The organism is Acinetobacter sp. YH12069, from assembly GCF_013419675.1.
GTDB lineage: Bacteria > Pseudomonadota > Gammaproteobacteria > Pseudomonadales > Moraxellaceae > Acinetobacter > Acinetobacter amyesii.
Map to the genome: position 1 here is coordinate 1 of NZ_VOZS01000030.1, position 25320 is coordinate 25320.

Below are 25320 nucleotides of genomic sequence, written 5' to 3' on the forward strand. Positions count from 1 at the left end.
ATGAAATACGGTATTCTGATGTGACAAAACCTGAATCCTTTATAGTTGAAGTCTTTGTTAGCACTTACATTTTAACTATTTTGGACTCAGGTTTTTTATTTAAGTCAAACTATGGGACAGCAGTGGCTAAATGCCCCTTTTTTTATACTCGATTATTGATGATTAGCTACTTCGGCCTAGCCGCAGGTTTCAGCTTAATTTGCATACTTTCTTTGATTACTTCCATCACAGGATAACTGCGCGTTTCCTTGATGCCGGGTAGCTGCCAAAGCACCTGCCCTGAAATTTTTCTAAATTCTTCCATATTTGCACAGCGTATTTTCACTACAAAATCAAAACCACCGCTGATCATATGACATTCTACGATTTCTGGAATTTGACGCACTGCATCCGAAAAATCTTCCAATACATTGGGCGTGGTTTTATCTAGTAAAATCTCTACAAAAACCACAAATCCATTGTTGAGTAAGACCGGATTTAAACGTGCTTCATAGCCTAAAATAAAGCCCTCTTTCGATAATTTTTGCACACGTGCCAACGCCGCAGTGGGTGATAAATTCACCATTTCTGCAAGCTTAATATTGGACAATTTTCCGTCGTCTTGCAGCAGCTCTAAAATTCGAATATCTATACGGTCTAAGCTCAAATATGGGCTAGTCATCTGAATTTTTCTCTAAATATTATTAAAACTATAGTGAGTTATTCGCTAAATATTCTGTGATGATAAATTAAATAAAGGATCAAGCTCAAGATTTATTTGCTCGTCATAGAACTTTGACACGGAAAATTGAAACATGAATGGAAAAGTATTTGAAGTCACGGGAAGCGATGACTACATCATTGAATTTAAAGACAAGAATAGCTTTGAACAATCGATTAATACAGCATGGCGTCGTGCTGAAACTGAGTGCATTGAAAACTTATTAGCACACAGTGAAATCCCTTCCCCGATCAGCGATCAAATTCAACAATTGGCTTTTGACTTAGCCCATTCATTACGTGAACGTAAAAGCGGTACAGGTAAAGCAGGCATTGTACAAGGCTTGCTACAAGAGTTTTCATTGTCTTCTCAGGAAGGCATCGCGCTCATGTGTTTAGCTGAAGCGCTACTCCGTATTCCAGACAAAGCAACACGTGATTTACTGATCAAAGATAAAATCAACCAAGGTAACTGGAAAGATCATGTTGGCCAAAGTAGCCTCATGTTCGTAAATGCTGCTGCTTGGGGATTAATGCTGACGGGCAAACTGATGGAAACCCCTCAACAAAAAAGTCTGTCTAGCCTACTCACCGGTATTTTAGCACGCAGTGGACGTGGCATTATCCGTAAAGCTGTAGACGTGGCTATGCGTATGATGGGCGAACAGTTTGTTACAGGTGAAACCATCAATGAAGCGCTTAAACATGCAGAAGTATTAGAAGACAAAGGCTTCCGCTATTCATATGACATGTTAGGTGAAGCAGCATTAACTGAACCTGATGCAGAACGTTATTATCAAGACTATACCGATGCGATCCACGCGATTGGTCAAGCTTCTGAAGGAAAGGATGTTTATAACGGCGCAGGTATTTCGATCAAATTGTCTGCCCTACACCCACGCTACCAACGTTCACAGATCGACCGTGTGCATAATGAACTTTATGGCAAAGTGCTAGAACTTGCTGTATTAGCTAAGCATTACAATATTGGTTTAAACATTGATGCTGAAGAAACTGACCGTTTAGAAATTTCTTTGGAACTACTCGAACGCCTGTGTTTTGAGCCTAAATTAGCGGACTGGAAAGGTATTGGATTTGTGATTCAAGCCTACCAAAAACGCTGTTTCTATGTGGTCGACCATATTATTGACCTCGCTAAGCGTAGCCAAAAACGTTTAATGATCCGCTTAGTGAAAGGTGCATACTGGGACAGCGAAATTAAGAAAGCGCAAATTGAAGGTATGAGTGACTATCCTGTATTTACGCGCAAAGTTCATACCGACCTGTCTTATATTGCATGTGCTAAAAAGCTCTTGGCAGCACCTGAGCAAATTTATCCTCAGTTTGCAACACACAATGCGCAAACCGTAGCTACGATTTACCAACTAGCACAGCCAGAGCTTTACTATCCAGGCCAGTATGAATTTCAGTGCCTTCACGGCATGGGTGAACCCCTCTATGAACAAGTGGTGGGTTCGAAATCTGACAACAAACTGGGTGTGCCATGTCGTATTTATGCACCGGTGGGTAACCATGAAACCTTATTGGCCTATTTGGTTCGACGTTTACTGGAAAATGGTGCGAATACCTCTTTCGTCAACCGTATTGCAGATAAAAATTTAAAAATTGAAGATTTAATTGAAAATCCAAGACAGACGATATTAGCGACGGCTGAAAAAGAAGGTATCACTGGAGCTAAGCATCCTTCTATCCCATTTCCGCAAGATTTGTATGGCACAGAACGTCGCAACTCAAAAGGACTCGATTTAGCCAATGATCGCGACTTATCTCAGCTCAATACCACGGCAGTACAGCATGCACATACCCAGTGGCATGCTAGTGCAATGGGCGCTAATTTAGAAGAAATTCATACTGCAAGTATCAACATTACAAACCCTGCAAACCGTAGTGATGTGGTCGGCAGTGTCAGTGAAGCTAGTCTAGAGCAAGCGGAAATCGCTCTCAATAATGCTGTAAATGCCCAAGCTTCATGGAAAACTTTAGACAAAGATCAGCGTGCAGCATGCTTAAATCGTGCGGCAGATTTGATGGAAGCACAATTGCAATCTCTCATGGTGTTGTTGTCACGTGAAAGTGGTAAAACTTATGCCAATGCTATTGCTGAAGTCCGTGAAGCTGTAGATTTCCTACGTTATTATGCAGCTCAAATGATTGATCTAGCAGAAAATACGCAAATTGAACCTCTTGGCACTGTGCTGTGCATTAGCCCATGGAACTTCCCGCTTGCTATTTTCACAGGTCAAATTGCTGCAGCCTTGGTTGCAGGTAATACCGTGATTGCCAAGCCTGCTGAACAAACGCCACTGATTGCTGCTCAAGCTGTACATATTTTATGGGAAGCAGGTGTTCCCTTCGATGTATTGCAACTCCTTCCTGGCCGTGGCGAAACCATTGGTGCCAAACTCAGCGCGGACTCACGTGTCCAAGGCATCATGTTTACTGGCTCAACGGAAGTCGCACGTATCTTGCAAAAAACCGTGGCACAGCGCTTAAACCAATTTGGCGAAAGCGTGGTATTGATTGCTGAAACTGGCGGTCAAAATGCCATGATTGTTGACTCATCAGCATTGACAGAACAAGTGGTATTGGATGTCGTTAACTCTGCCTATGACAGTGCAGGTCAACGCTGTTCTGCCCTACGTATTCTCTGTGTACAAGAAGATAATGTGGACGTTGTCCGTACCATGTTACAAGGTGCGATGAAGCAACTTCGTGTCGGAAATCCCGCACTATTAGCAACTGACATTGGCCCAGTGATCGACCTTGAAGCACAGCAAAATATTGAAAAACATATTGAGAAGATGCGTAGCAAAGGCTATCCAGTACATCAAATCATGTTTAATGCTGATAGCAATGCCTTAAGTACGGGAACCTTCGTTGCACCAACTTTGATTGAACTGCCAAATTTAAATGATTTAGAACGCGAAGTTTTTGGGCCAGTATTGCATTTAATCACCTACAAATATGGTGAGATTGAAAACCTATTAACACAAATTAATGCCAAAGGTTATGGTTTAACCATGGGCTTGCATACACGTATTGATGACACGATTCAAAAAGTTATCGGTCATGCAGAAGTCGGTAACCTGTACATTAACCGTAATATTGTAGGTGCTGTGGTTGGTGTACAACCCTTTGGCGGCGAAGGCTTATCAGGTACAGGTCCAAAAGCGGGCGGTCCTTTATATCTCTACCGTTTAATGCATCAAGTGTCTGTGAAAAAACTGGCTACACCTTATGCGGCTCAGGCAGAAACGCAAGCTACACACTTCCCTGCATATGAAGCTTTTAACACTTGGGCGAAGCAGCATTTTTCAGGCATTGCGATTCAAGCACCGCAGGCCATAGCCGCTGGACAAAGTTTTGAGCTACAAGGCCCAACCGGTGAAAACAACCAATATGCCATTTTGGCACGTAAAGGTGTACTTTCACTAGCCAATAATGATGCAGATCAACTGAATCAAATTGCTGCGATTTTATCGGTGGGTAGTCAACCCGTGGTACTTGCAGACAATACTTTTGTGTTAAAACACTTAAATAGCATGCCGAAAATCCTCGTGGACCAATTTAAAGTGATCACGGATATTTATCATGGCAATTTTGATGCGGTTTTACACCATGGTGAACAAACTGAGTTATTAAAAATTCAACAAGTCATCGCGTCTCGTGAAGGTGCAATTATTGGCATTACGCATTTAGCTTCAGGCCAATATGACATCCCTGTAGAACGTTTCGTGATTGAGCGTGCAATTAGTGTCAATACTGCAGCGGCTGGTGGTAATGCCAGCTTAATGACGATGAATTAAACATTCAAATGAACTCCAACTAATCAGTTCCTCACTTAGCTCAATCTTTATGAATGTTCCATAAAGATTGAGCATTTTTTTTAACTTTCCCCTAGATGAATGAACTAATTTAAAGATTCAGACTCATTTTCTCGACAGATAAATACAGCCAAAAGTGGAATTAATTTAGTCTTATAAGGTGAATTTTGCTAACATGACTTTTTTTAATATGTTTGCGATTTTTTACTGCATATGACTTCAACTTATCAGCAACAACTTGATGCCAAAGTTGCCCGCATTACGGCTCAATTTTCAGAATACAACCCTCCCTCTTTAGAAGTTTTTCCTTCTGCTGAACAAAACTTTCGTATGCGAGCGGAATTCCGAATTTGGCATACTGAAAATGATATGTTCTATGCAATGTTTGAACGCAATGCAGACAATGAAAAACAAGTTGTAGAAATTAAAGATTTCCCGATTGCAGATAAAAGCATTAATGATTTAATGCCCGTATTATTAAATGAACTCAAGGCACAAGAGATCTTATCTAGCCGATTATTTGAGGTTCATTTCTTAGCAACGCTGAAAGGTGAAATGCTGGTTTCATTGGTTTACCGCTGCCCACTCAATGCTGAATGGGAAGTTGCTGCCAAAGCCCTATCTGAAAAACTCAATATCAAGATTTATGGTCGTAGTCGTGGTCAGCGCGTGATTTTGACTGATGACTATGTGGTTGAAGAACTCCAAGTGTTTGACCGTAAATATCAGTACAAACAAATCGAAAGTAGCTTCACGCAGCCCAATGCCGGCGTATGTCAAAAAATGCTGGAATGGGCGTGTCAGGTTGCGGATCACTCAGACCAAGACTTACTTGAGCTCTACTGTGGTAATGGTAATTTTACGCTGCCTCTTTCAACACGCTTTAATCGCGTTTTGGCAACAGAATTAGCCAAGTCTTCAGTTTATGCCGCGCAGTGGAATATTGAGCAAAATGGCATTGATAATATCCAAGTGGCTCGTCTATCAGCTGAAGAGTTTACCCAAGCCTACAATGCTGAACGTACATTCCGCCGCCTTGAAGAAGCTGAAATTGAAATTACGAGCTATAACTTCAATACAGTATTTGTCGATCCACCGCGTGCAGGTATCGATGATGAAACACTAAAACTGTTGCAACGTTTTGAACGCATTATCTATATTTCATGCAACCCAGATACTTTGCATGACAATCTCAAACTACTTTCACAAACGCATAAAATCAGCAAATTTGCCTTATTTGATCAGTTCCCTTATACACACCATGTAGAGTCTGGCGTGTTTCTTGAGAAGATTTAAACAAATTATTTCAAGTCATGTTGCTGTCATAAAAGGAGCTTTCTAAAAGCTCCTTTTTTATATTCTAAAAAAGCTTTATTTTCTCGTCACATGCATATTTATGAACAGCTTTAAGAACAAATAAGTTAAAGATTTTAAAAGTCTAATCGAAAAAATGATGATTCAAGTGGCTAAAATTTCACTTTAGTAGTCTTGCTTTATTTATTGGATTGGTTATATTTCGTCCTATGTTAGGTCGCAAATGAAGGCTCTATGAGTTTTTGGCATAAGTTGTTCGCTAATGAACAGCAAAACGGGCATAAGAATCAAATTGCCTGTGTTGAAAATGATTGCTCTTGTAAAACCAATGAACAGCTTATTGCTGCTCTTACAAAGGCAACGGATGAAGATGTTATCCTCGGTATTAAAAAAGTACTCGCTTCGCGCGGTTATAGCCGTAAGGAATTAAATGAAATCCAGCATCTACCTCTACAGTAGAGTCTGAACATTCAATGTTCAAACAAGGCATTCTGTTTTACAGAGTGCCTTTTTCATTTTTAGTCTAATCAAAAGTATGCCGCTTATTTACAGATCAGGTTTGTGGATTGGCCACATCACTATTTACAGCTTTTATGCTATGCTCCAAGGCAAATCAGTAATGTCTATTTTTAAACACACGACAATAAAACCTAATATTGCATCAAATAAGAGGCAGATGACCTCTAAACAGCATTGATATAAAAATTAAAGGAATGAACATGAATAAATTAACAAGTTGCCTTATTGCCTGCTGCATACTTAGTCTAAGTGCTTGTAGCCAAATCCCCAAAGAATGCGAAGAATCTTGGGATAAGCTCGAAGCCCTATCGAAACAAATGGGCTTAAACGAAGAACAAATCAAAGAACAGAAAAAACAGTTTGAAGAAAGTATTAAAAAACAATCTAAAGAACAAGCCATTCAAATGTGCCAAACCCAAAGTACCTTTTTAGGTTTAGTCGGCAAATAAACAGTTGTTTCTATCAATCTAAACACTGTACAGATGAAGCCCGATTATTCGGGCTTTTATTGTTTGCATTGAGATCCTGTTGTATACGCTACAATTGGCCCTAAAGGTTTTAAACTCGAATCATGTCTATTCAACGCTTGGATATCTGCACTAGACACAGATCCATCTAAATACAAGGCATTGTTAATCGATAATTGCTGCTTAAAATATTGTGCAAATGCATAAAACGACACGCCTTCACGACTGATCACAAAATACAACTTGCCGTTTTTGATCCCCACACCATTGCGGATTTTCAATGAATCTGACTGTGGGATAAAGTTTGGATTGATTTTTCCATCTACCACCAGCATTGGACCTGACTGCGTTGCATAACGTGCCTTAAAATCTGTGGAAGCATATTTTTGTGTGGTTGATATCACCGCTTGCTTGCCATTCCATGCTAGAACACCATTCGGCTGAATTAAAAAATTACCAAAGCCTCGTGTTGCACGATTCAAGGCTTTTTTCTGCACTCCATTTTCAACGTATAGACCAACAGGTGCTAAGTCTGCATGATACATCCCGGCATTCATTGCGAAGTTCATCGTATTACACTTACGCGCTAATACCTGCTTTAGTCGCTGTAGGTCTCGATATGGCTGCTGCTGTGTATCATATAAATAGAGCTTTAGTTGACTCAGATCGGAAATTTCAACGATATCTACTGCAATGGGCTGACTGACACGTTTTGCTTGAATATTGGCATAGGAAATACTCGGTGAGAAAATCAGACCGAGCAGCATCATAAAGCGCATTTTTTTAAACATTGAGGTTAAATGAAGACCAAGCATGACCCTATCCATAGCGCGCATTAAAAATCGAACAAATTTTAGCTAAATCATCGCTAAAATAGTCGATTAATTCACAGATTAAAAGTAGACTAATCTTTAAAAATAATTCGGAATTAAAGTAGGACTGGTAAATTCATGCATGTGCAGAAAGATGGTTTTCCTCTTGGAACACATCTGATTGTTAAACACTTCGGTTATAGCCATCATGGCATATATGCCGGCCGCGGTAGAGTCATTCACTACTCGGGTTTTGCACACCTTTTCAAAAAACATCCGATTGAAATGACCTCTATCGAAAATTTCAGCCACGGCAAAAAAATCATCGTTCAGTCGTACAGCAATCCAAAGTTTAAAGGGCGTAAAGTGGTGCGTCGTATGCGCTCACGTATGCATGAAAACAACTATCATCTGATTATTAATAACTGTGAACACTTATGCACATGGGCCATTACTGGTGTTGAAAGTAGTCCTCAGGTGTTTCGTATGATGAACCGACTCACCACGATTGGTTATGTCAGTTCTCTGATGAGTTTTATGAGTAGCATGATGCTGACCGTGACCACTACTTGCTTTGCACTGGTGTTCTATATCAAAAAGAAACTGCGCGAAAAAGCCAAAATGCAGATGCCGGTTTATACCTATTTAAAGCGTGAAGAACATAAAAATCGTTAATCCACTACAGCATCGTTGAACTGTGGCTTTATCAAATTTCAGTAGATCAGCACATTGCTTAGAGATCCTGTGCCAATACACAAGCTTTTTATTTTAGCGTATCAGATGTAATGCTTAATCTTGGTCACTCTTCACATTGCTAAAAGTTCGCATTGCTAAAAGGTGGAAATTTATCTTCAACCAAATTGCTTTGCAGGCCATGTTCTAAATAAATTTTGGCTGCATCCAAAACCGTTGTAAAACCACCTGTACTATCAATAATAAAATCAATCAATGCCTGACCTTGCAGAGGAATCTTTGAATTTTTGATGCGAACATAGGTTTCCATCGGGCTAATTTGCTCAAAAATAAAATCGACCTGAGTTTTTGGTTCACCCCACTGTATTTGAATTAATTTGTTTTCCTTAATATTCAGCACGTCTACATCGGCGACTGCATTATATTTTTGCCAAGTCCATTGCACTGTTTTACCTTCTTCTAGATAGCCATTCGATGCACTAAACCAAAAATGCTGTGTTATTAAAGGATCAACAAAAGCATTAAATACGATATTGATGGACTTACGAATTAACATCTGGGTTTCAATCACGACACTCATCAGCATTCCTTCATATTATAATTTTATTCAGTGATAGCACAGAGAACTGATCATTGCCTACCACTGAATTGTTATTGCCCTATTATGCTGTATGTTCTGTAATAAATGCTGATGTCACTAGCGTGGGATTCTTCTCTGTAAATTGCCCATTCCAATAGGGATAGTATGTATAAGGTGGATACACTGCACTGACTGCGTCTAATCGGGCTAACTGCTCTACGCTTAACGACCAATCTTTCGCCGCAAGGTTATCCAACAGTTGCTGTTCATTACGTGCGCCTATCAAAATACTAGACACAGTCGGTCTGGTTTTCAGCCAATTCAATGCAATCTGCGGGATAGAGTGCTCTGTTTCCATGGCAATTTCTTGCATTACATCTAACACTGCAAATAACTTTTCATGTCGAACTGGCGGTGCGAATTGTGCTGTTTCATGCAGCCGACTTTGCTTTGGAATCGCGTGCTCACGATCAAATTTTCCTGTTAATCTCCCCCAGCCCAGCGGACTCCAAACCACTGCACCAATGTGTTGATCATGCTGCGCAGGCATCAACTCCCATTCATAGTCACGTCCAATCAAAGAATAATAGACTTGATGCACACTTAGCTTTTCATAGCCATGCTGTTGGGCAATCGACTATGCTTTCATGAGTTGCCAGCCTGAAAAATTCGATGCACCGATATAGCGAACTTTTCCACTACCTACCAAGTCATCTAAACTGCGCATCAGCTGCTCAAGTGGCGTCGTGCTATCAAACTGATGCAGTTGCAGCACATCAATATAATCCGTGCCTAAACGCTTTAAACTCGCCTCCACGGCTTGAATTATATAGCTTCTAGAATACCCACTTTGCTGGAAATAATCACCTCTTGGCGTTTTGATTGAAGTAATCCACCGAGCATCTGCTCTGAGGCACCATTTGAATAAGCATCTGCAGTGTCGAAATAATTCACGCCTTGATCAATACACAGATCAATCATACGTTGGGCATCATTTAAACTCGATTGCCCCCATGCAGAGAAAATTGGGCCTTGCCCGCCAAATGTACCTGTACCAAAGCCGAACTCTGAAACTTGTAAGCCAGATTGCCCTAGATTGTGATAGTTCATGGTGATTTCCTGTGTTTAATTTACACACAGAATAGGCACAGATATTTATCAGAAAAACCCTGAATATCGAGAAAGACTTTCTTGATTATATTGATAATGCTAACTGAAGATTTCGACTTATTCACACGAATGGCGGCACTGGGTTCAATCAGTCAAGCTGCCAAAGAAGCCAATCTCTCTGTTTCTGTCGCTAGTAGCCGTCTACACAGACTTGAACAAAGTTTAGGGCTGCGCTTATTTCATCGCACTACACGGCAACTACATTTAACACAGGAGGGTGCTGTTTTATTGCAGCAAGGTTTTCCCTTACTCGAACAATTTAATTCTCTGCTAGGCCAATTTCAGCCTGAACCACAACAACTTAGTGGGGTATTAAAAATCACCTGTTCAGAAGTTTTTGAAAATCGTATCTTAGGGCCAGTATTTGCAGCCTTTGCCAATCTACACCCAAGATTGACTTTAGATATTGAACAGACCGATCAAAATTTAGATTTGGTCTCCGCAGGTATCGACGTTGCGATACGTATTGGACAGCTAGAAGACTCATCGCTGATTGCTAAACCACTCAGCTTAAACCGTCGTATTTTGTGTGCCTCGCCTAGCTATATCAAACAACATGGCGAACCTCGCTCTCTAGAAGAGCTCTCTATGCTCCAATGCATTTTGCAGAAATACCCAAAGGGCGTTTCGCAGCATTGGACATTTTTCCAAGATCAACACAGCATAAAAATACCTGTTTCAGGGCAATTTCATATCAACTCAGGTGAAGGCGTACGCCAAGCAGCACTTGCAGGTTTAGGCATTTCGAACCACTCCATCTGGCATGTGGATGAAGATTTACAATCTGGCCAGCTCATCCAAGTTCTACCCAAGATCCCTGTTCAAAGTACTGCAATCTATGTGGTAATTCCGCATCGACATTTTGTTCCGCCTAAAGTACAGGCTTTTATGCGACACTTGGACGATTATTTTCAGCATCAATATGCTTGGTACGTATCGCCGAATTTATCTGAAAATTAGGCCAAGAATTTATCTTAAATTACTGTTAAAAGTCTTAATCAGCGGCGGAAGTTCAACTTCTAAGCTGCTATACATTTCACGCTCAATGTTTCGTACAATCGAGTCCAGCGGTAAATCATTTTCCTGCAAGCCAAAAGGCTCTTCCAGTTCTGCACTTAACGCATCCAAACCTAAAAATAAATATGCAATCAAAGCCACAATGACAGGTGTCCATATCCCTAAACTGGCCTCTAGGCTAAATGGCAAAATCAGACAAAATGAATACACTGCGCGATGTAAAAGCACCGAATAGGAAAATGGTAATGGCGTGGTCATAATACGGTCACAGCCTGCATGGATATCACCCATCGCTACAGTATGACGTGTGAGCGTGCTGTAAATAATGTCTGTAATCTGACCTTGTTTATAGGTTTTGACTAAATCTTTTTGAATAATTTCAAGTAAATACTGTGGTGCGTTGATATTGTTTCGGCATTGCTGCCATTGCTGATCCGTCAAAGCTGCACCATCTTTAAAATGTGCAATATCTTGTGATTCATAGCGTAAGCGATCACGTAACAAATTGCAAAACAGCATGATGCGGTACATCAACACGGTTCTTTGCTCATCTTCAAGTACATGACTATCCCGAATCATGTGGCGTGTATTGGCAATCAATGAGCCCCAAAGCTTGCGACCTTCCCACCAACGGTCATAACAGGCAGTATTTCGAAAGCTCAAAAAAATCGACAGAATTACCCCAAAGATGGTAAACCCGATGGCTGGAACTTCGGGCGTATTCAGGTAATGTGCAGCGCTAAGATACACCAAAATCGCCGACAAACTCACGACGACAGCCAACGCAGGCATGACTTTTGGGAGTATCGTGCCATGCCATGCAAATAAAAGTTTAAAGCTATTATTTTTATTTCGAATGATCACTTATTTCCCCTCTGTACTGCCTTAATGAACCATCTCAAGCATGAAAAAAGCCCAACCGAAGTTGAGCTTAATCTTAACCTACTTGATCTTAACCAATTGGGGATTCAAAGATGAATCCCTTTAAAAACTAAGATTTTATTTACCCGGTTTAAAACTGTCTTTCAAATCTAAGATGCGGTTAAACACTGGTTTTTCAGCTGTATGATCAAACTGATCTGCAACAAAGTAACCTTCACGTTCAAATTGGAAACGATCTTCAGGTTTTGCTTCTGCCAATGCAGGCTCAATGACCGCTTGAACCACTTTAAGTGATTCTGGATTTAAGTTTGCAAGGAAGTCATCACCCACTTCAGGGTCTGATTCAGTGAATAAACGGTCGTAGATACGAACTTCCGCAGCAATACCCTTGCTTGCAGAAACCCAATGTACAACGCCCTTCACCTTACGGCCTTCGGGGTTTTTACCTAAAGTTTCAGGGTCAATTGAACATTTCAATTCAACCACTTCACCGTTCTCGTCTTTAATCACTTCATCGCACTTAATCACATACGCATGACGTAAACGCACTTCACCGCCCGGAATCAGACGTTTAAAGCCTTTAGGTGCAACTTCTTCAAAGTCTTTACGATCAATGTAAATGTCTTGAGTTAACGGAATGATACGGTCACCCATGTCTACGTTTGGATGACGTGCATGCACCAAATCCATCGCTTCAGGCAAGTTAGTTAAAGTCACTTTGAGTGGATTCAACACAGCCATGCCACGCGAAGCAGTATTTTCTAAAGACTGACGGATGCAGTATTCAAGCATTGCAACATCTACGATACTGCCATCAACTTTCGTTACACCTACACGTTTGCAGAAGTCACGTAGACCTTCTGGAGTAAAGCCACGACGGCGCATACCCACAACGGTCGGCATACGTGGGTCATCCCAACCATTCACAAATCCACCTTCAACCAATTTACGTAATTTACGTTTAGAGGTAATGGTGTAATCCACATTTAGACGGCTTGATTCGTACTGACGTGGTACAGATGGGGATTTAACTTTCTCTACAACCCAGTCATAGAACGGACGATGATCAACAAACTCTAGTGTACACAGTGAATGCGTAACTCCTTCAATGGCATCTGATAATGGATGCGCATAGTCGTACATTGGGTACATTTTCCATTTATCACCAGTTTGGTGATGTTCAGAATGCAAAATACGATACAAAATAGGATCACGCATATGAATGTTAGGTGAAGTCATGTCAATTTTGGCACGTAGTACTGCCTGACCTTCTCCCAACTCACCATTACGCATTTGTTCAAAACGCGCTAAGTTTTCTTCTACGCTAGCATCACGTTGCGGCGAATTTTTACCCGGCTCCACAAAATTACCGCGGTTTAGTTTGATTTCTTCAGGGCTTTGCAAATCCACATAGGCATCACCTTGTTCAATCAATTGAACTGCCCAAGTGTAAAGCTGATCAAAATAGCTCGATGCATAACGTGGCTCGCCGTTCCACTCAAAACCTAGCCATTTCACGTCATTTGCAATACCGTCTACATACTCTTGTTCTTCGGCATCTGGGTTTGTATCGTCAAAACGGAGGTTACATAGACCCGCGAATTCTTGAGCAATACCAAAGTTCAGACAAATAGCTTTTACATGACCAATATGTAGGTAGCCATTTGGCTCAGGTGGAAAACGTGTTACAACTTGTTCTGTACGACCTGCTGATAAATCATCGGTAATGACCTGACGTACAAAATCTAAGCCTGGCTGTTGTTCCTGCTGCGCAGCTTCGACAGGGGCATTGTTCTTGGTTGTCGGATTGTTAGGCAGGGATGAAACAACATCGTTTGGCTTCATGGTAATAAAATCACTTCTATAAAGATAAAATTAGGATAATTAAAACGCTTTTCTTCATTTTTAACAAAGAAAGTAACGTTTTTACTTGCCTTGTAGTTTACAGTTTGCTTATGCTTCTCACAACCAAAAAACCCATGGCTTTCATGTCCATGTACAGGAGATTACACAATGAGTTTTCCTCAAGTCGAATTAAACACCAATAAAGGTCGTATTGTTCTTGAGCTTAACACTGAAAAAGCACCTAAAACTGCTGAAAACTTCTTACAGTATGTTCGCGATGGTTTCTATGACGGCGTGATTTTCCACCGTGTTATTGATGGTTTCATGATCCAAGGCGGCGGCATGGATGAAAACTTCAAAGAAAAAACAACTCGTGATTCTATTGAAAACGAAGCTGACAACGGTTTAAGCAATGATGTTGGTACGATCGCTATGGCACGTACTCAAGCACCTCACTCTGCTTCAGCTCAATTCTTCATTAACGTGAAAAACAACTCTTTCCTTAACCACACTGGTAAAACAGCGCAAGGTTGGGGCTATGCAGTATTCGGTAAAGTAACTGAAGGTCTTGACGTTGTTGACGCAATCAAAAGCGTTCGCACTGGTAACCGTGGCTACCACGCAGACGTTCCTCTAGAGAACGTTGTAATTGAATCAGCTAAAATCATTTCTGAATAAGAATCCCTCCTAACCTCCCTTTATAAAAGGGAGGAAAAGTCCCTCTTTTTTAAAGAGGGATTTAGGGAGATTCAAAGGAAAAGATTCGTGACCTATCTGTTTATCGCTGATTTACATTTGTCACCTGAACACCCTCGACTCGTTCGGGGGTTTTTAGCTTTGTTAGAACAATACAAAACTCAACATACCCAGCTGTATATTTTAGGTGATTGGTTTAATGCGTGGATTGGTGATGACTTCACTGCCCCTTGGTTAGATGAAATCATTGCAGCGCTAAAAGATTTTACTGCTTTGGGAAATCAAATTTATTTCCAAGTAGGTAATCGTGATTTTGCATTGGGTCAAAAGTTTTTAGATAAATTTCACGGTCAATTATTACAAGACGTGGATTATCTCCACATTGGCAACTATAAAATTCGTCTCGAACATGGTGATTTACTTTGCACCGATGATGTGTCTTACCAAAAGTTTCGTAAAGTGATTCGTAATCCTTTCCTTTTAGGTTTCTTAAAGAGCTTACCGCTTAGCTTTCGACAAAAAATCGCCAATGGCTTCCGCAAAAAAAGTACAGAAACCAAGCAAGTTAAATCCTATGACATTATGGATGTAAATGCCGAAGCTGTAGAAAAGGCTTTAGAGCAAGCCGATCTACTGATTCATGGACATACCCACCGCCCCCAAATACATGATGTGCACGGCAAATCACGTATCGTTTTAGGGGACTGGCGTGCAGAACAAGCTCAAATATTAGAGATGGGTGAAAGCCCATCTGTGAGTGATTTAAAATTAAAAATATGGTCTTACTAGTCCATAGCTTTCTAATCGTTAGACTTTAGAAAAACTTACCATCATATCTGATTAATGTACGTATCCAGACCATGCAAACGTAGACTTTTAATTAAGCAAAAAAAAAACAGCAGATGATCTGCTGTTTTTTGCTTTTAGGCTAAGCGATATAGCTGGTTTGGGCCAGTATAGAAGCTTTTTCCATCTAGATTCAGGTTAAAGGTTTCGCCTGTTTCTAATTCAATCATTTGCCCAACATCAACCCAAATTAAACCAGCATTGGTATTTTGTTGACGTTTTAAAGGCACCAATTTCACATTAATTTCATCGCCATTTACGGCTTTGGCAGTTTGCCAAGTATTTAAAATATTCAAAAGATTTACTCAACATGTGAGCTTTTTGTGACAGAACAAAGAGATTAATCAATCGGGTTTGGAATAATAATTCTGTAGTTACAAAGATATGATTCAAGTCAGAAGCTTGAATACAGATAAATCACAATCAGCTAAATAAAAAAGATAAGCAGGAACATTACCCGCTTCGAGTTAAGCAGAAGTATACAATATTGCGCTTTGATTAGCAAAAGTAGAACTTATACATACTCTATGTCACTACTTTTGCTAAAATTTTTGAATTAATTTTTTTAACCAACGAGTAAATTAACTACCTAGATATTCAATAATATAACGAGGGTTGTACCGCTTAGTAACCACCTTCTGATTTCGTCACTGGGGTATCAGTTTTGTACTTCGATAAAAGCTCACGTAACGAATTCATGAGCACACTGGTATCGACACCCACAGCAACAAATTCTGTGCCTAACTCAATATACTTCTGAGTCACTTCATGTTGTGTTGACAAAATACCCGCGGCTTTACCCGCCTTACGTATACGCTGAATCGCATCAATCACGGTTTTTTGTACTTCAGGATGGTTCGGATTCCCCTGATAACCCATAGTCGCCGACAAATCCACGGCACCAATAAATACTCCATCGATGCCTTCAATTTTCAGTATTTCTTCTAAGTTTTTAATCCCCTCAACCGACTCAATCTGAATCAGTAAACAGATATTTTCATGTGCAGTTGCATAGTAGTCTGGAATACTGTTCCAACGTGTTGCACGTGCTAATGCTGCACCTACTCCACGAATACCTTCAGGTGGATAACGTACGGCTTTAACCATAAGTTGAGCTTGTTCAACAGTTTCGACCATAGGAATCAGCAAGGTTTGCGCACCGATATCCAACAATTGTTTGATCAATTGCACACTACCAATTGGAGGTCGAACTACGGCTTGCGAAGGATATGCTGCAATACTTTGCAATTGCGACAATGTCGTCCGTAAGTCACTTGGTGCATGCTCGCCATCAATTAGCAACCAGTCATAACCTGCATTTGCAGCTATTTCAGTCCCATAAGCATCGGCTAATCCGACCCATAAACCAATCTGCTGTTCGGTTTTTAATTTTTTCTTGAAATGATTGGTGTAATCCATCGCTACTGTCTCATGCTTAAACTATGATTAACTACAATTAATTAGACGCCTTTTGGCAAAAACTACCAATAGCATTTATCTATCTTATGATTTTATATAACTCTAATTCGCACTTCATACAGCTTAAATCTGTTAATTTTTAGCCATTGAGTACAGCATATACGACTAAGATCTATCCTTGGAAAATTTTCTCCTTAGACCATTCGGCCGTTTATCCGCTAAACTACAGCAAACTATATCTGGAGATATTCGATGGATCTGTTAAACGTATCAAAACAACGCTATACCACGAAAGCTTATGATCCTGCTAAAAAAATTCCGCAGGAACAATTTGAGCGTTTATTACAAATACTCCGTTTAGCACCATCTTCTATTAATATTCAGCCTTGGCATTTTTTTATTGCAGATCATGATGCAGCCAAACAACGCATTGCTAAAGCCTTAGTAGGAAAATATGCCTACAATGCCCCAAAAGTTTTAGATTCATCACATACGATTTTATTCTGTACTAAAGCAGACATCACTGCAGAGCATTTAGATAATCTTTTAAATCAGGATGATCGTAGTGGTCGCTTTAAAGATGACAAAGCCAAACAAGGTCAAAAAGACAGCCGTATAGGTTATGTCGATTATTATCGTAATGTAAAAGGTGATATTCAACGTTGGGCTGAAAACCAAACATTTATTGCTTTAGGTCAAATGCTTTTGGCAGCAGGCATTGAAGGTGTGGATGCAACACCGATTGGTGGATTTGACGAAGCGATCATCTCTGAAGAATTGGGCTTAGTTGAACAAAACTTGATTCCTTCTGTACTGATGACTTTAGGCTATCGTAGCGAAAATGATTTCAATGCGAAATTACCTAAATCACGTCTGAATGCTGAAGAAATTTTTACACATCTTTAAGCTTTCAATAAAACCGACGAAAGGGGCAATTTTGCCTCTTTTTTGTCATTTCGGGACTTATTATTTAAACAATTATCGAGTATATTCTGCTCAAAATATACTCAGGTCTCTCCCTATGCCTACAGCTATAAAATTACCCATGAAATTTCATTGCGAAGCGTGCAATACGGTTTATTTACAAAAATATGCGGGCGATATGCTCCATAGCTATCCAAACTGCCCAAACTGTAAACAACCGGGTCAGTTACAAGGCACGATTGAAACTCAAGATTTCCTAAAACACCCCGTTGCAGTGGGTAAATGTTATTTTGAAAACACCTTACAACGTTTTCAACAACTCACACGTTAACTAAGCATCTAAAACTAAAAGCCCTCAAATCGAGGGCTTTTTTAATAACGACATATTTAGCAACAATGTGAAAATATAATATTTATAAATTGGTCTGAACTTTGCTGAATAATTTGAATCAGAACAACAAATCAAGCAGAGGTGGGACATGTCATATTTACTACAAATGCCGATGAAGTTTGAATGCGGTCATTGCCATCAAATGTATCTGCATACTTATCAATATACTGATCATCACTGCCCTGAGTGTCCAACCTGTCGAGATCAAGGACTGCTCATGGGCGTGGCTGAGTGGGATGATTTGCTACAACACCCGATCGTTTTTGCTAAAAATTATCTTAGACAGACATGGCATATGCTAAGCAAACCACACTCATGATCCCTGCAATCAAACCAAATACGGTTGCGACTCTCAATTTTTCTTTAAAGATGATGAGGCCCGCAACCACACCTAAAACCACGACCAAAATATTCATTCCAGCAAACACGATTGCAGGTGTGTCTTTAAGCAACATGTGGGCTTTCACATACAGTGCGATATTAGCAAAGTTTAAGAGACCTAAGCCCAATCCAGCGAGGATATTTTTGGTCTGCCCCAAACTGCCGTGTTGTACGATGTTATAAATACTCGAAAGTATAAATGCACAAATAAACACCAGATTTAAAGTCACTGCAAACTGCATGCCCAAACCTGAAGCAAATTTTAATAACACATCAATCAGTGCATAGCCTGCCCAAACGCTTAATAAAAATAAAATCCCCTGCTTTCCATCAATGTTTCCCTTACGCTGTGAAAATAAAATCAGTAATACCGCAAGTACACCAAGTGCAATACCAAGGAGCTTAATGGCATTAAAATATTCGCTAAAAATAAAATATGCTGCGCTAAGAGAAAGCACAACAGACAAACGCTGAGCCAATTCGGTTTTTAAAATACCCGCTGTTTGCAGTGAGCGTGCTAAGCAATAAAAAATCGTCGGCAGTAATACACCCAAAGCCGCAATTAAAACCCACGGCGTTTTATTAATCGAAATATGCGCTAGATCCGGCTTAAACCATAGAAAACATAAAATACTCGCTGATGCATAATTCCATGTGATCATTTGTGCAGGGTTAAAACCCCGATCACGACATAGTTTTAGAATTACTGAAACGAGAACACTGCAAATCGCGGCAGCAAAGATCAATTCCATGACACGCTCTTATTCTTGAGTTGTATTTAAAGCAATTTTTCTAAGTTCAAATCAAAGAAAAGCCCACTTAATTGTGGGCTTTTCCTCAAAAATAATCTATCTCAAGACAAATTATTTATAGTGACTCACCATTTTCTCTAAAGAAATTGGACGAATCTTGTCAGCATTACCCGCTGTACCAAAAGCTTCATAACGATCGATACAAATTTGTTTCATTGCATCAACAGTTGCAGAGAAGAATTTACGTGGGTCAAATTCAGCTGGTTTTTCAGCCATCATACGGCGCATAGCACCTGTAGATGCAAGACGTAAGTCAGTATCGATGTTAATTTTACGAACACCGTGTTTGATTGCGTCTACAAGTTGGTCTACTGGAACACCATAAGTTTCGCCGATGTTACCACCGAATTCATTAATTACAGCTAACCATTCTTGTGGCACAGAGCTTGAACCGTGCATTACAAGATGCGTATTTGGTAACGCAGCATGAATTTCTTTAATACGGTCAATCGCTAAGATGTCACCTGTAGGTGGGCGAGTAAATTTGTACGCACCGTGTGAAGTACCCACTGCAATTGCAAGTGCGTCAACATTGGTATCAGCTACAAATGAACGCGCTTCTTCAACTGAAGTTAAAAGCTGAGAATGATCAAGTACGCCTTCAGCGCCTACACCATCTTCTTCACCAGCCATACCAGTTTCAAGGCTACCTAAACAACCGATTTCGCCTTCTACTGAAACGCCACACGCATGTGCCATTTGAACAGTACGACGAGTCACGTCTACGTTGTATTCGTATGAAGTTGGCGTTTTACCGTCTTCACCTAAAGAACCGTCCATCATCACTGATGAGAAGCCAAGTTGAATAGAACGTTGACATACATCAGGGCTAGTACCATGGTCTTGGTGCATAACCACAGGAATATGTGGCCATTCTTCGATTGCTGCCAAAATCAAATGACGCAAGAACGGAGCGCCTGCATACTTACGTGCACCTGCAGATGCTTGTACGATTACAGGTGAATTTGTTGCATCTGCTGCAAGCATAATTGCACGCATTTGTTCTAAGTTGTTTACGTTGAATGCTGGTACGCCGTAAGCATGTTCGCCGGCGTGATCCAAGAGCTGGCGCAATGAAATAAGAGCCATAATATCCTCCCAGGTAATGCCGCATATTCTACATGCTCAATCATTTCAATTCAGCAACAAATAACACTATTTAAAAAAAAATCCCTGCATTTGCAGGGACTTTTTAAATAAAGACAACAATCTTAGTGAGCTGCTGCTGCTGAAGCGGCTGTTTCAGCGTCAGCTGTTGCTTCGTCTGCAGGTGCATTTGCAATTTCAGCAGGAACATCTTGGTTCTTTTCATCCAATACTGGCTTATCAAGTTCATCAATGGCTTTTTGTTGTTCTGGCGTTGTTTGAGCATTATCTACGGCAACAGCAGATGCTTCTGATTCCGTTGGTGCAGACTCTTTTTTAGCACAAGCTGTCAAAGTTAATGGTGCGATTAAAAGTACAGCAAGTGCAAGTTTTAAGTTCATCGTTGTTTCCTACTACTGCGAATTAGGTGTTGCGATGAATTTTATTGCAGAAATATTGCACTTTGATGACGGCAAAATGAATAGACCATAAAAAAAGGCTGACCGAAGCCAACCTTTTTTAATACTGTATTATCTTATTGATAATGCTTCATTAAGCACGTTCGATAAGCGCTGCTACAGCAGGAAGAGTTTTACCTTCAACGAATTCAAGGAAAGCACCACCACCAGTCGAGATGTAACCAATATTGTCTGCAACTTCATATTTATCAATTGCAGCAAGCGTGTCACCACCACCCGCGATCGAGAAGCCTTGAGATTCTGCAATCGCTAAAGACAATGCTTTGGTGCCTTCGCCGAATTGATCAACTTCAAACACACCTACTGGACCATTCCATAGAATAGTTTTTGAAGTTTTCAAGATTTCTGCAAATGCTTTTGCAGTTTCAGGGCCCACATCCAAAATCATGTCGTTGTCTGTTACATCTTCAACTTTTTTCACGACAGCTTTAGCAGCAGCTAATGAGCCGAGGAAGTCTGCAAAATCAATTTCAGCAGCATCAGCAACAACAACATCTGTTGGGAGTGGTACAGATACTTTTGCAGCAATGGCTTTTGCTGTGTCGATCAGGTCATTTTCACAAAGTGATTTACCAACATTAAAGCCCGCAGCAGCTAAGAATGTATTGGCAATACCGCCACCCACGATCAATTGATCACAGATGTCAGATAGTGAAGTTAATACATCTAATTTAGTAGAAACTTTTGAGCCTGCAACAATCGCAACCATTGGTTTTGCAGGAGTTTTAAGTGCACGACCTAGCGCATCAAGCTCAGCAGCAAGTAAAGGACCTGCAGCAGCCACTTTTGCACAACGTGCTACGCCTTCAGTCGATGCTTCTGCACGGTGAGCCGTACCAAATGCATCCATAACGTAGACATCACAAAGTGCTGCATATTTAGCAGATAATTCAGGATTGTTTTTCTTTTCACCTACGTTGAAACGGCAGTTTTCAAGTAAAACCACTTGACCTGGCGCAACGTCAACACCATCCAAATAGTCAGTGATCAGTTGAACGTCTTGACCCAAAGCTTCTGTTAAATAAGCGGCTACAGGTGCTAGAGACTGTTCTGCTTTAGGCTCACCTTCAACAGGACGACCTAAGTGTGAATACACCATTACAGCAGCACCTTTTTCTACAGCTGCTTTAATTGTTGGCAACGCCGCACGTAACCGTGCATCGCTTGTAATCACGCCATTTTTAACTGGTACGTTAAGATCTTCACGGATCAGAACACGTTTACCCGCCAAATCTAGGTCAGTCATACGCTGAAAGTTCATGCATTACTCTCTTTTATTGATATCAAAACGCGACGATTTTAAATGATTATGCAGAAAAACGTTAGCTTCTTTTGCAGAAAAGCTATGTAGAGCCAAAGTTTTGTTATGATAGCGAAAAGCCTTATAAAGATTCAGCGCTTATGTCGATTCATCCAGACCCAAATATTAATCGTTTAAATGTTTTAGGCGAACCCTTGGCAAGCTGTTGTTTTGATCCGATTACCGGATATTTTAGAAATGGCTTTTGCCATACAGCAACAACAGACCTTGGTCAGCATACGATGTGTGCACAAATGACATCTGAATTTTTAAACTTTTCCCAAAAAGTTGGCAATGACCTAATCACACCTTTACCCGAAGTTGGTTTTCCAGGACTACAACCTGGTGACTTCTGGTGTATCTGTGTGACTCGCTGGGTGGAAGCGTATCAAGAAGGATTTGCCCCACCTATTAAAATACAAGCGTGTCACCAAGCGGCGCTGTCTTATGTACCGCTTGATGTACTTATGGAATATGCAGTGTAATGAGTACTCCCAAAATCATTTTGGCTTCTAGCAGCCAAACCCGTAAAGACCTGATGGACCGTTTACGGATTGATTACCACTCAATCGTACCAGATATAGACGAAACACCTCGCGGTGAAAACCACGCCGATGAGTTAGCGAAGCGGCTGGCATTTGAAAAAGCTTCAGCGATTGCAAACCAGCACCCAGACGCAATTGTGATTGGTTCTGACCAAGTCGCATGGCGCGAAGGCGCACCAGATATTTTTATTGGTAAACCGCTTTGCGATGAAAAAGCCGTTAAGCAGCTTCAAGCCAATTCAGACAAAATCGTTTATTTCAGTACTGCACTCAGTGTCCAACAAAAATCAACAGGTTTTGAACAAACCCTTGTCGAGCACTATAAAGTGAAGTTTCGCAAACTTAGCTTGCCTGAAATCGAACGATATGTTCAGGTTGAACAGCCGCTGCACTGCGCTGGCAGTTTTAAATGTGAAAGTTTAGGGATTAGCTTATTTGAAGAAATGATCGGGCAAGACCAAACTACACTCATGGGTATGCCGATGATTAAACTCTGCAATATTTTGCGTGAGCTTAAGATCTTAGTCCCATAATTTTAAAATCTTTATCTGTTACAGCATAATAAACAAATCATTAGCTCTTTATGGGCTAATGATTAAAAAGTCACTTACTTATTTATTACAACCAAGAACTGAAAACATGAAAACGTTTAATTTAATTTCATCTAGCCTCATTAGCATTAGCCTTCTATTTTGTTCGACAAACGGTCATACCAATACAGTGAATCAAACTGTGACCAACTCTCAGCAATACAACAAAAACTTAGTCAATGAGTGGGTTCAATATAAATTTATCTATGCTGAATTAGAACAACAAGGCGCTGCAATGCAGGAGCAAATCATTCAACAGCTGGGCGCTAAGACCAAAACCGGTGGTAGTAACACGCCAGAACAACAAATCAATAAACTGGTTGCTCTAGGCAAACAAAAATTTGAAAGCATTCAACCACAAACAGTTGAAGTGAAAAAACTTCTAAAACTACAAACCGAAAATGTTGAAATGATGGCAAAAGTCATGCCGAATCATTTCAAATTAATGTCTGACAAAGAAAATACTAAAATTGACACCAATGCACATTTTGAGCAATTCATGAAATTTTCAGCGACAACGGCTGCTGCCAATAGCTATGATTTGGAAGTTGAAAAATTAGTCATGCAATATCTCAAAGACAATCCTTTAAAATAGTCTCAAGTTAATCGCAATAATTTAATGAAATAGAGCCTTGCTAAAAACAGGAATCTCAAGGGACAATATATCCATTGAAATTGTATGTATTTAGCTATGGCTCATTCTCTTGACATCCTCGGCGGCATCAGCGCTGAACAATTCCTTGCCGAATATTGGCAAAAAAAACCATTATTGGTTCGTAATGCACTCCCTGAAATTGCCCAAATACTTGAACCGAAAGACGTTCTTGAATTGGCTTTAGAAGACAATGTCACTGCACGTCTCATCAAACAAAAAGATCGTGATCCTAACCAATGGACAGTGAAATCTTCTCCACTACTTAAAGCCGATTTTCAAAAAATGCCAAAACTGTGGACTTTATTGGTTCAAGCTGTCGATCATTATTCTTTTGACCTAGCCGAGCTTTGGAAGCAGTTTTCATTTATTCCGCAATGGCGTCGTGATGACATCATGGTGTCATATGCACAAAAAGGTGGCTCTGTCGGGCAACATTTTGATTTTTACGATGTATTCCTCGTACAAGGCTATGGTCACCGCCGTTGGCAATTAGGTCAGATGTGTGATGCAGATACTTCATTTGTCGAAGGTCAACCGCTTCGCTTACTGCCAGAAATGGACGTTCATTTTGATGAAGTGCTTGCTCCCGGCGACTTACTTTATGTGCCACCAGGCCTGTCACACTATGGCGTAGCTGAAGATGAGTGTCTGACGTATTCATTTGGCTTCCGCATGCCAAATGTCACTGAAATGATGGATCGAGTGACAGACAAATTCACAAACAATCCCCTACTTAAAAATCCATTAACTGATATTTTACGTGATCAAATCAGTGCGATCGGCCAAGTGACTGAAAATGAACTTGAGTATTTAAAAGAAAAGTTATTTGAACAATTGCAAAATTCAACCGTACTTGAAGATGCCATCATGAGCTTAATGTCAGAACCTAAATATCCTGACAATATTCCTGAAGCAGAAGAAATCGGCACTGGTGATTTAGAGGAAGCTCTAGATCAAGGCTATCAACTCATGTTAGAACCTGCTTCACGCTTACTTTACACAGAGCAAGATGGTGATATTTTGTTTTGGGCAAATGGCGAAGGAGTCTGTATCTCAGACGAATTTGCAGTGCATTTAAAAACCATTGCCGATGGCCAAAGTCTAGCGCTAGACGAATCTTTATATGATGCTGATATCTTAGAAGATATTGCCATGCTATTAAATGAATCTGTGCTGATGCTCGTCCCAACGGAAGCTGAATAAACTCAATAAAAAGGGAGCGTCATGCCACTGCTGTCCCATAGTTTGACTTAAATAAAAAACCTGAGTCCAAAATAGTTAAAATGTAAGTGCTAACAAAGACTTCAACTATAAAGGATTCAGGTTTTGTCACATCAGAATACCGTATTTCAT

General features: G+C 40.3%; 25 protein-coding genes and 1 pseudogene. 14 read left to right on the forward strand and 12 right to left on the reverse strand.

From position 1 onward, the window contains the following. Positions 1–166: 166 nt before the first annotated feature. Complete coding sequence (locus FTU16_RS15090; RefSeq protein WP_180063832.1) at positions 167–661, reverse strand: Lrp/AsnC ligand binding domain-containing protein; 495 nt, start codon at positions 659–661, stop codon at positions 167–169. A 133-nt stretch (positions 662–794) separates the two neighbouring features. Between FTU16_RS15090 and putA the strand changes: the two genes are divergently transcribed. The 4 genes from putA to FTU16_RS15110 all read left to right on the forward strand — a co-directional run bounded on the left by putA (position 795) and on the right by FTU16_RS15110 (position 6826). Beyond that, entirely contained in the window at positions 795–4526 is a 3732-nt protein-coding gene (gene putA / locus FTU16_RS15095) for a trifunctional transcriptional regulator/proline dehydrogenase/L-glutamate gamma-semialdehyde dehydrogenase (protein WP_180163590.1), read from the forward strand. 231 nt (positions 4527–4757) lie between these two features. After that, entirely contained in the window at positions 4758–5840 is a 1083-nt protein-coding gene (trmA, locus tag FTU16_RS15100) for a tRNA (uridine(54)-C5)-methyltransferase TrmA (protein ID WP_180163591.1), read from the forward strand. Between the two features lie 252 nt (positions 5841–6092). Continuing rightward, the gene (locus FTU16_RS15105; protein WP_168378613.1) at positions 6093–6317 is read left to right on the forward strand and encodes a hypothetical protein; all 225 of its coding nucleotides are present in this window, start codon (positions 6093–6095) and stop codon (positions 6315–6317) included. A 260-nt stretch (positions 6318–6577) separates the two neighbouring features. Further along, positions 6578–6826, forward strand: a complete 249-nt coding sequence (locus FTU16_RS15110) for a hypothetical protein (protein ID WP_078188680.1) — start codon at positions 6578–6580, stop codon at positions 6824–6826. 56 nt (positions 6827–6882) lie between these two features. Here the strand turns inward: FTU16_RS15110 and FTU16_RS15115 are convergent, their stop codons facing one another. After that, a complete protein-coding gene (locus tag FTU16_RS15115) occupies positions 6883–7659 on the reverse strand; it encodes a phosphodiester glycosidase family protein (protein WP_257227152.1) in 777 nt (258 codons plus the stop codon). A gap of 135 nt (positions 7660–7794) precedes the next feature. Here FTU16_RS15115 and FTU16_RS15120 point away from each other — a divergent pair, with 135 nt between their 5' ends. After that, positions 7795–8331 (forward strand): lecithin retinol acyltransferase family protein, encoded by a 537-nt coding sequence (locus tag FTU16_RS15120; protein WP_111883727.1) that lies wholly within the window; start codon positions 7795–7797, stop codon positions 8329–8331. 139 nt (positions 8332–8470) lie between these two features. Here FTU16_RS15120 and FTU16_RS15125 read toward each other — a convergent pair whose 3' ends face one another. Both FTU16_RS15125 and FTU16_RS15130 read right to left on the reverse strand, forming a co-directional pair. Next, positions 8471–8929, reverse strand: a complete 459-nt coding sequence (locus FTU16_RS15125; protein ID WP_373683906.1) for an SRPBCC domain-containing protein — start codon at positions 8927–8929, stop codon at positions 8471–8473. Between the two features lie 82 nt (positions 8930–9011). Beyond that, a pseudogene (locus FTU16_RS15130) lies at positions 9012–10039 on the reverse strand (aldo/keto reductase). 96 nt (positions 10040–10135) lie between these two features. Here FTU16_RS15130 and FTU16_RS15135 point away from each other — a divergent pair. Beyond that, positions 10136–11059, forward strand: coding sequence for a LysR family transcriptional regulator (locus FTU16_RS15135; protein WP_180163592.1), 924 nt, complete (start codon positions 10136–10138; stop codon positions 11057–11059). A 9-nt stretch (positions 11060–11068) separates the two neighbouring features. Here the strand turns inward: FTU16_RS15135 and FTU16_RS15140 are convergent, their stop codons facing one another. Further along, entirely contained in the window at positions 11069–11980 is a 912-nt protein-coding gene (locus FTU16_RS15140) for a bestrophin family protein (RefSeq protein WP_180163593.1), read from the reverse strand. Positions 11981–12115: 135 nt separating this feature from the next. Beyond that, positions 12116–13843 carry a glutamine--tRNA ligase/YqeY domain fusion protein gene (locus FTU16_RS15145; RefSeq protein WP_180004641.1) on the reverse strand — a complete coding sequence of 576 codons (1728 nt, stop codon included), beginning with the start codon at positions 13841–13843 and terminating at the stop codon, positions 12116–12118. A 168-nt stretch (positions 13844–14011) separates the two neighbouring features. On the opposite strand from FTU16_RS15145, the gene FTU16_RS15150 reads away from it, so the two are divergent. Beyond that, entirely contained in the window at positions 14012–14521 is a 510-nt protein-coding gene (locus FTU16_RS15150) for a peptidylprolyl isomerase (RefSeq protein ID WP_180054407.1), read from the forward strand. 87 nt (positions 14522–14608) lie between these two features. Further along, positions 14609–15328 (forward strand): UDP-2,3-diacylglucosamine diphosphatase, encoded by a 720-nt coding sequence (locus FTU16_RS15155; RefSeq protein WP_180134930.1) that lies wholly within the window; start codon positions 14609–14611, stop codon positions 15326–15328. 134 nt (positions 15329–15462) lie between these two features. Here the strand turns inward: FTU16_RS15155 and FTU16_RS15160 are convergent, their stop codons facing one another. Continuing rightward, entirely contained in the window at positions 15463–15681 is a 219-nt protein-coding gene (locus FTU16_RS15160) for a transposase (protein WP_111883736.1), read from the reverse strand. 328 nt (positions 15682–16009) lie between these two features. Further along, the gene (gene hpaI / locus FTU16_RS15165; RefSeq protein ID WP_180163594.1) at positions 16010–16804 is read right to left on the reverse strand and encodes a 4-hydroxy-2-oxoheptanedioate aldolase; all 795 of its coding nucleotides are present in this window, start codon (positions 16802–16804) and stop codon (positions 16010–16012) included. Positions 16805–17056: 252 nt separating this feature from the next. On the opposite strand from hpaI, the gene nfsB reads away from it, so the two are divergent. Continuing rightward, positions 17057–17710, forward strand: coding sequence for an oxygen-insensitive NAD(P)H nitroreductase (gene nfsB / locus FTU16_RS15170; protein ID WP_180163595.1), 654 nt, complete (start codon positions 17057–17059; stop codon positions 17708–17710). A 115-nt stretch (positions 17711–17825) separates the two neighbouring features. Beyond that, the gene (locus FTU16_RS15175; RefSeq protein ID WP_078188692.1) at positions 17826–18059 is read left to right on the forward strand and encodes a hypothetical protein; all 234 of its coding nucleotides are present in this window, start codon (positions 17826–17828) and stop codon (positions 18057–18059) included. 338 nt (positions 18060–18397) lie between these two features. On the opposite strand, the gene FTU16_RS15180 is transcribed toward FTU16_RS15175, so the two are convergent. The 4 genes from FTU16_RS15180 to FTU16_RS15195 form a co-directional block, all read right to left on the reverse strand. Then, positions 18398–19252, reverse strand: coding sequence for an EamA family transporter (locus tag FTU16_RS15180; RefSeq protein ID WP_180163596.1), 855 nt, complete (start codon positions 19250–19252; stop codon positions 18398–18400). A gap of 111 nt (positions 19253–19363) precedes the next feature. Beyond that, positions 19364–20401 carry a class II fructose-bisphosphate aldolase gene (gene fba / locus FTU16_RS15185; RefSeq protein WP_078193509.1) on the reverse strand — a complete coding sequence of 346 codons (1038 nt, stop codon included), beginning with the start codon at positions 20399–20401 and terminating at the stop codon, positions 19364–19366. Between the two features lie 122 nt (positions 20402–20523). Next, positions 20524–20799 (reverse strand): hypothetical protein, encoded by a 276-nt coding sequence (locus tag FTU16_RS15190; RefSeq protein ID WP_078193510.1) that lies wholly within the window; start codon positions 20797–20799, stop codon positions 20524–20526. Positions 20800–20950: 151 nt separating this feature from the next. Then, complete coding sequence (locus FTU16_RS15195; protein WP_180163597.1) at positions 20951–22138, reverse strand: phosphoglycerate kinase; 1188 nt, start codon at positions 22136–22138, stop codon at positions 20951–20953. A gap of 140 nt (positions 22139–22278) precedes the next feature. Between FTU16_RS15195 and FTU16_RS15200 the strand changes: the two genes are divergently transcribed. The 4 genes from FTU16_RS15200 (at position 22279) to FTU16_RS15215 (ending at position 25170) form a co-directional block, all read left to right on the forward strand. Beyond that, positions 22279–22662: a DUF2237 family protein gene (locus FTU16_RS15200; RefSeq protein WP_078188698.1), complete on the forward strand. Its 384-nt coding sequence runs from the start codon at positions 22279–22281 to the stop codon at positions 22660–22662. Continuing rightward, complete coding sequence (locus tag FTU16_RS15205) at positions 22662–23255, forward strand: nucleoside triphosphate pyrophosphatase (RefSeq protein ID WP_078188699.1); 594 nt, start codon at positions 22662–22664, stop codon at positions 23253–23255. The genes FTU16_RS15200 and FTU16_RS15205 overlap by 1 nt, the downstream gene beginning before the upstream one ends. Positions 23256–23361: 106 nt before the next feature. Next, positions 23362–23907 (forward strand): hypothetical protein, encoded by a 546-nt coding sequence (locus FTU16_RS15210; RefSeq protein ID WP_180163598.1) that lies wholly within the window; start codon positions 23362–23364, stop codon positions 23905–23907. 96 nt (positions 23908–24003) lie between these two features. Then, complete coding sequence (locus tag FTU16_RS15215) at positions 24004–25170, forward strand: cupin domain-containing protein (RefSeq protein ID WP_180163599.1); 1167 nt, start codon at positions 24004–24006, stop codon at positions 25168–25170. The last annotated feature ends 150 nt before the right edge of the window (positions 25171–25320 follow it).

Coding starts and splice junctions, on each gene's coding strand:
- FTU16_RS15090 (WP_180063832.1), bottom strand. CDS start 661: ATGACTAGCCCATATTTGAGCTTAGACCGTATAGATATTCGAATTTTA.
- putA (WP_180163590.1), top strand. CDS start 795: ATGAATGGAAAAGTATTTGAAGTCACGGGAAGCGATGACTACATCATT.
- trmA (WP_180163591.1), top strand. CDS start 4,758: ATGACTTCAACTTATCAGCAACAACTTGATGCCAAAGTTGCCCGCATT.
- FTU16_RS15105 (WP_168378613.1), top strand. CDS start 6,093: ATGAGTTTTTGGCATAAGTTGTTCGCTAATGAACAGCAAAACGGGCAT.
- FTU16_RS15110 (WP_078188680.1), top strand. CDS start 6,578: ATGAATAAATTAACAAGTTGCCTTATTGCCTGCTGCATACTTAGTCTA.
- FTU16_RS15115 (WP_257227152.1), bottom strand. CDS start 7,659: ATGCTTGGTCTTCATTTAACCTCAATGTTTAAAAAAATGCGCTTTATG.
- FTU16_RS15120 (WP_111883727.1), top strand. CDS start 7,795: ATGCATGTGCAGAAAGATGGTTTTCCTCTTGGAACACATCTGATTGTT.
- FTU16_RS15125 (WP_373683906.1), bottom strand. CDS start 8,929: ATGAGTGTCGTGATTGAAACCCAGATGTTAATTCGTAAGTCCATCAAT.
- FTU16_RS15135 (WP_180163592.1), top strand. CDS start 10,136: ATGCTAACTGAAGATTTCGACTTATTCACACGAATGGCGGCACTGGGT.
- FTU16_RS15145 (WP_180004641.1), bottom strand. CDS start 13,843: ATGAAGCCAAACGATGTTGTTTCATCCCTGCCTAACAATCCGACAACC.
- FTU16_RS15150 (WP_180054407.1), top strand. CDS start 14,012: ATGAGTTTTCCTCAAGTCGAATTAAACACCAATAAAGGTCGTATTGTT.
- hpaI (WP_180163594.1), bottom strand. CDS start 16,804: ATGGATTACACCAATCATTTCAAGAAAAAATTAAAAACCGAACAGCAG.
- nfsB (WP_180163595.1), top strand. CDS start 17,057: ATGGATCTGTTAAACGTATCAAAACAACGCTATACCACGAAAGCTTAT.
- FTU16_RS15175 (WP_078188692.1), top strand. CDS start 17,826: ATGCCTACAGCTATAAAATTACCCATGAAATTTCATTGCGAAGCGTGC.
- FTU16_RS15180 (WP_180163596.1), bottom strand. CDS start 19,252: ATGGAATTGATCTTTGCTGCCGCGATTTGCAGTGTTCTCGTTTCAGTA.
- fba (WP_078193509.1), bottom strand. CDS start 20,401: ATGGCTCTTATTTCATTGCGCCAGCTCTTGGATCACGCCGGCGAACAT.
- FTU16_RS15190 (WP_078193510.1), bottom strand. CDS start 20,799: ATGAACTTAAAACTTGCACTTGCTGTACTTTTAATCGCACCATTAACT.
- FTU16_RS15195 (WP_180163597.1), bottom strand. CDS start 22,138: ATGAACTTTCAGCGTATGACTGACCTAGATTTGGCGGGTAAACGTGTT.
- FTU16_RS15200 (WP_078188698.1), top strand. CDS start 22,279: ATGTCGATTCATCCAGACCCAAATATTAATCGTTTAAATGTTTTAGGC.
- FTU16_RS15205 (WP_078188699.1), top strand. CDS start 22,662: ATGAGTACTCCCAAAATCATTTTGGCTTCTAGCAGCCAAACCCGTAAA.
- FTU16_RS15210 (WP_180163598.1), top strand. CDS start 23,362: ATGAAAACGTTTAATTTAATTTCATCTAGCCTCATTAGCATTAGCCTT.
- FTU16_RS15215 (WP_180163599.1), top strand. CDS start 24,004: ATGGCTCATTCTCTTGACATCCTCGGCGGCATCAGCGCTGAACAATTC.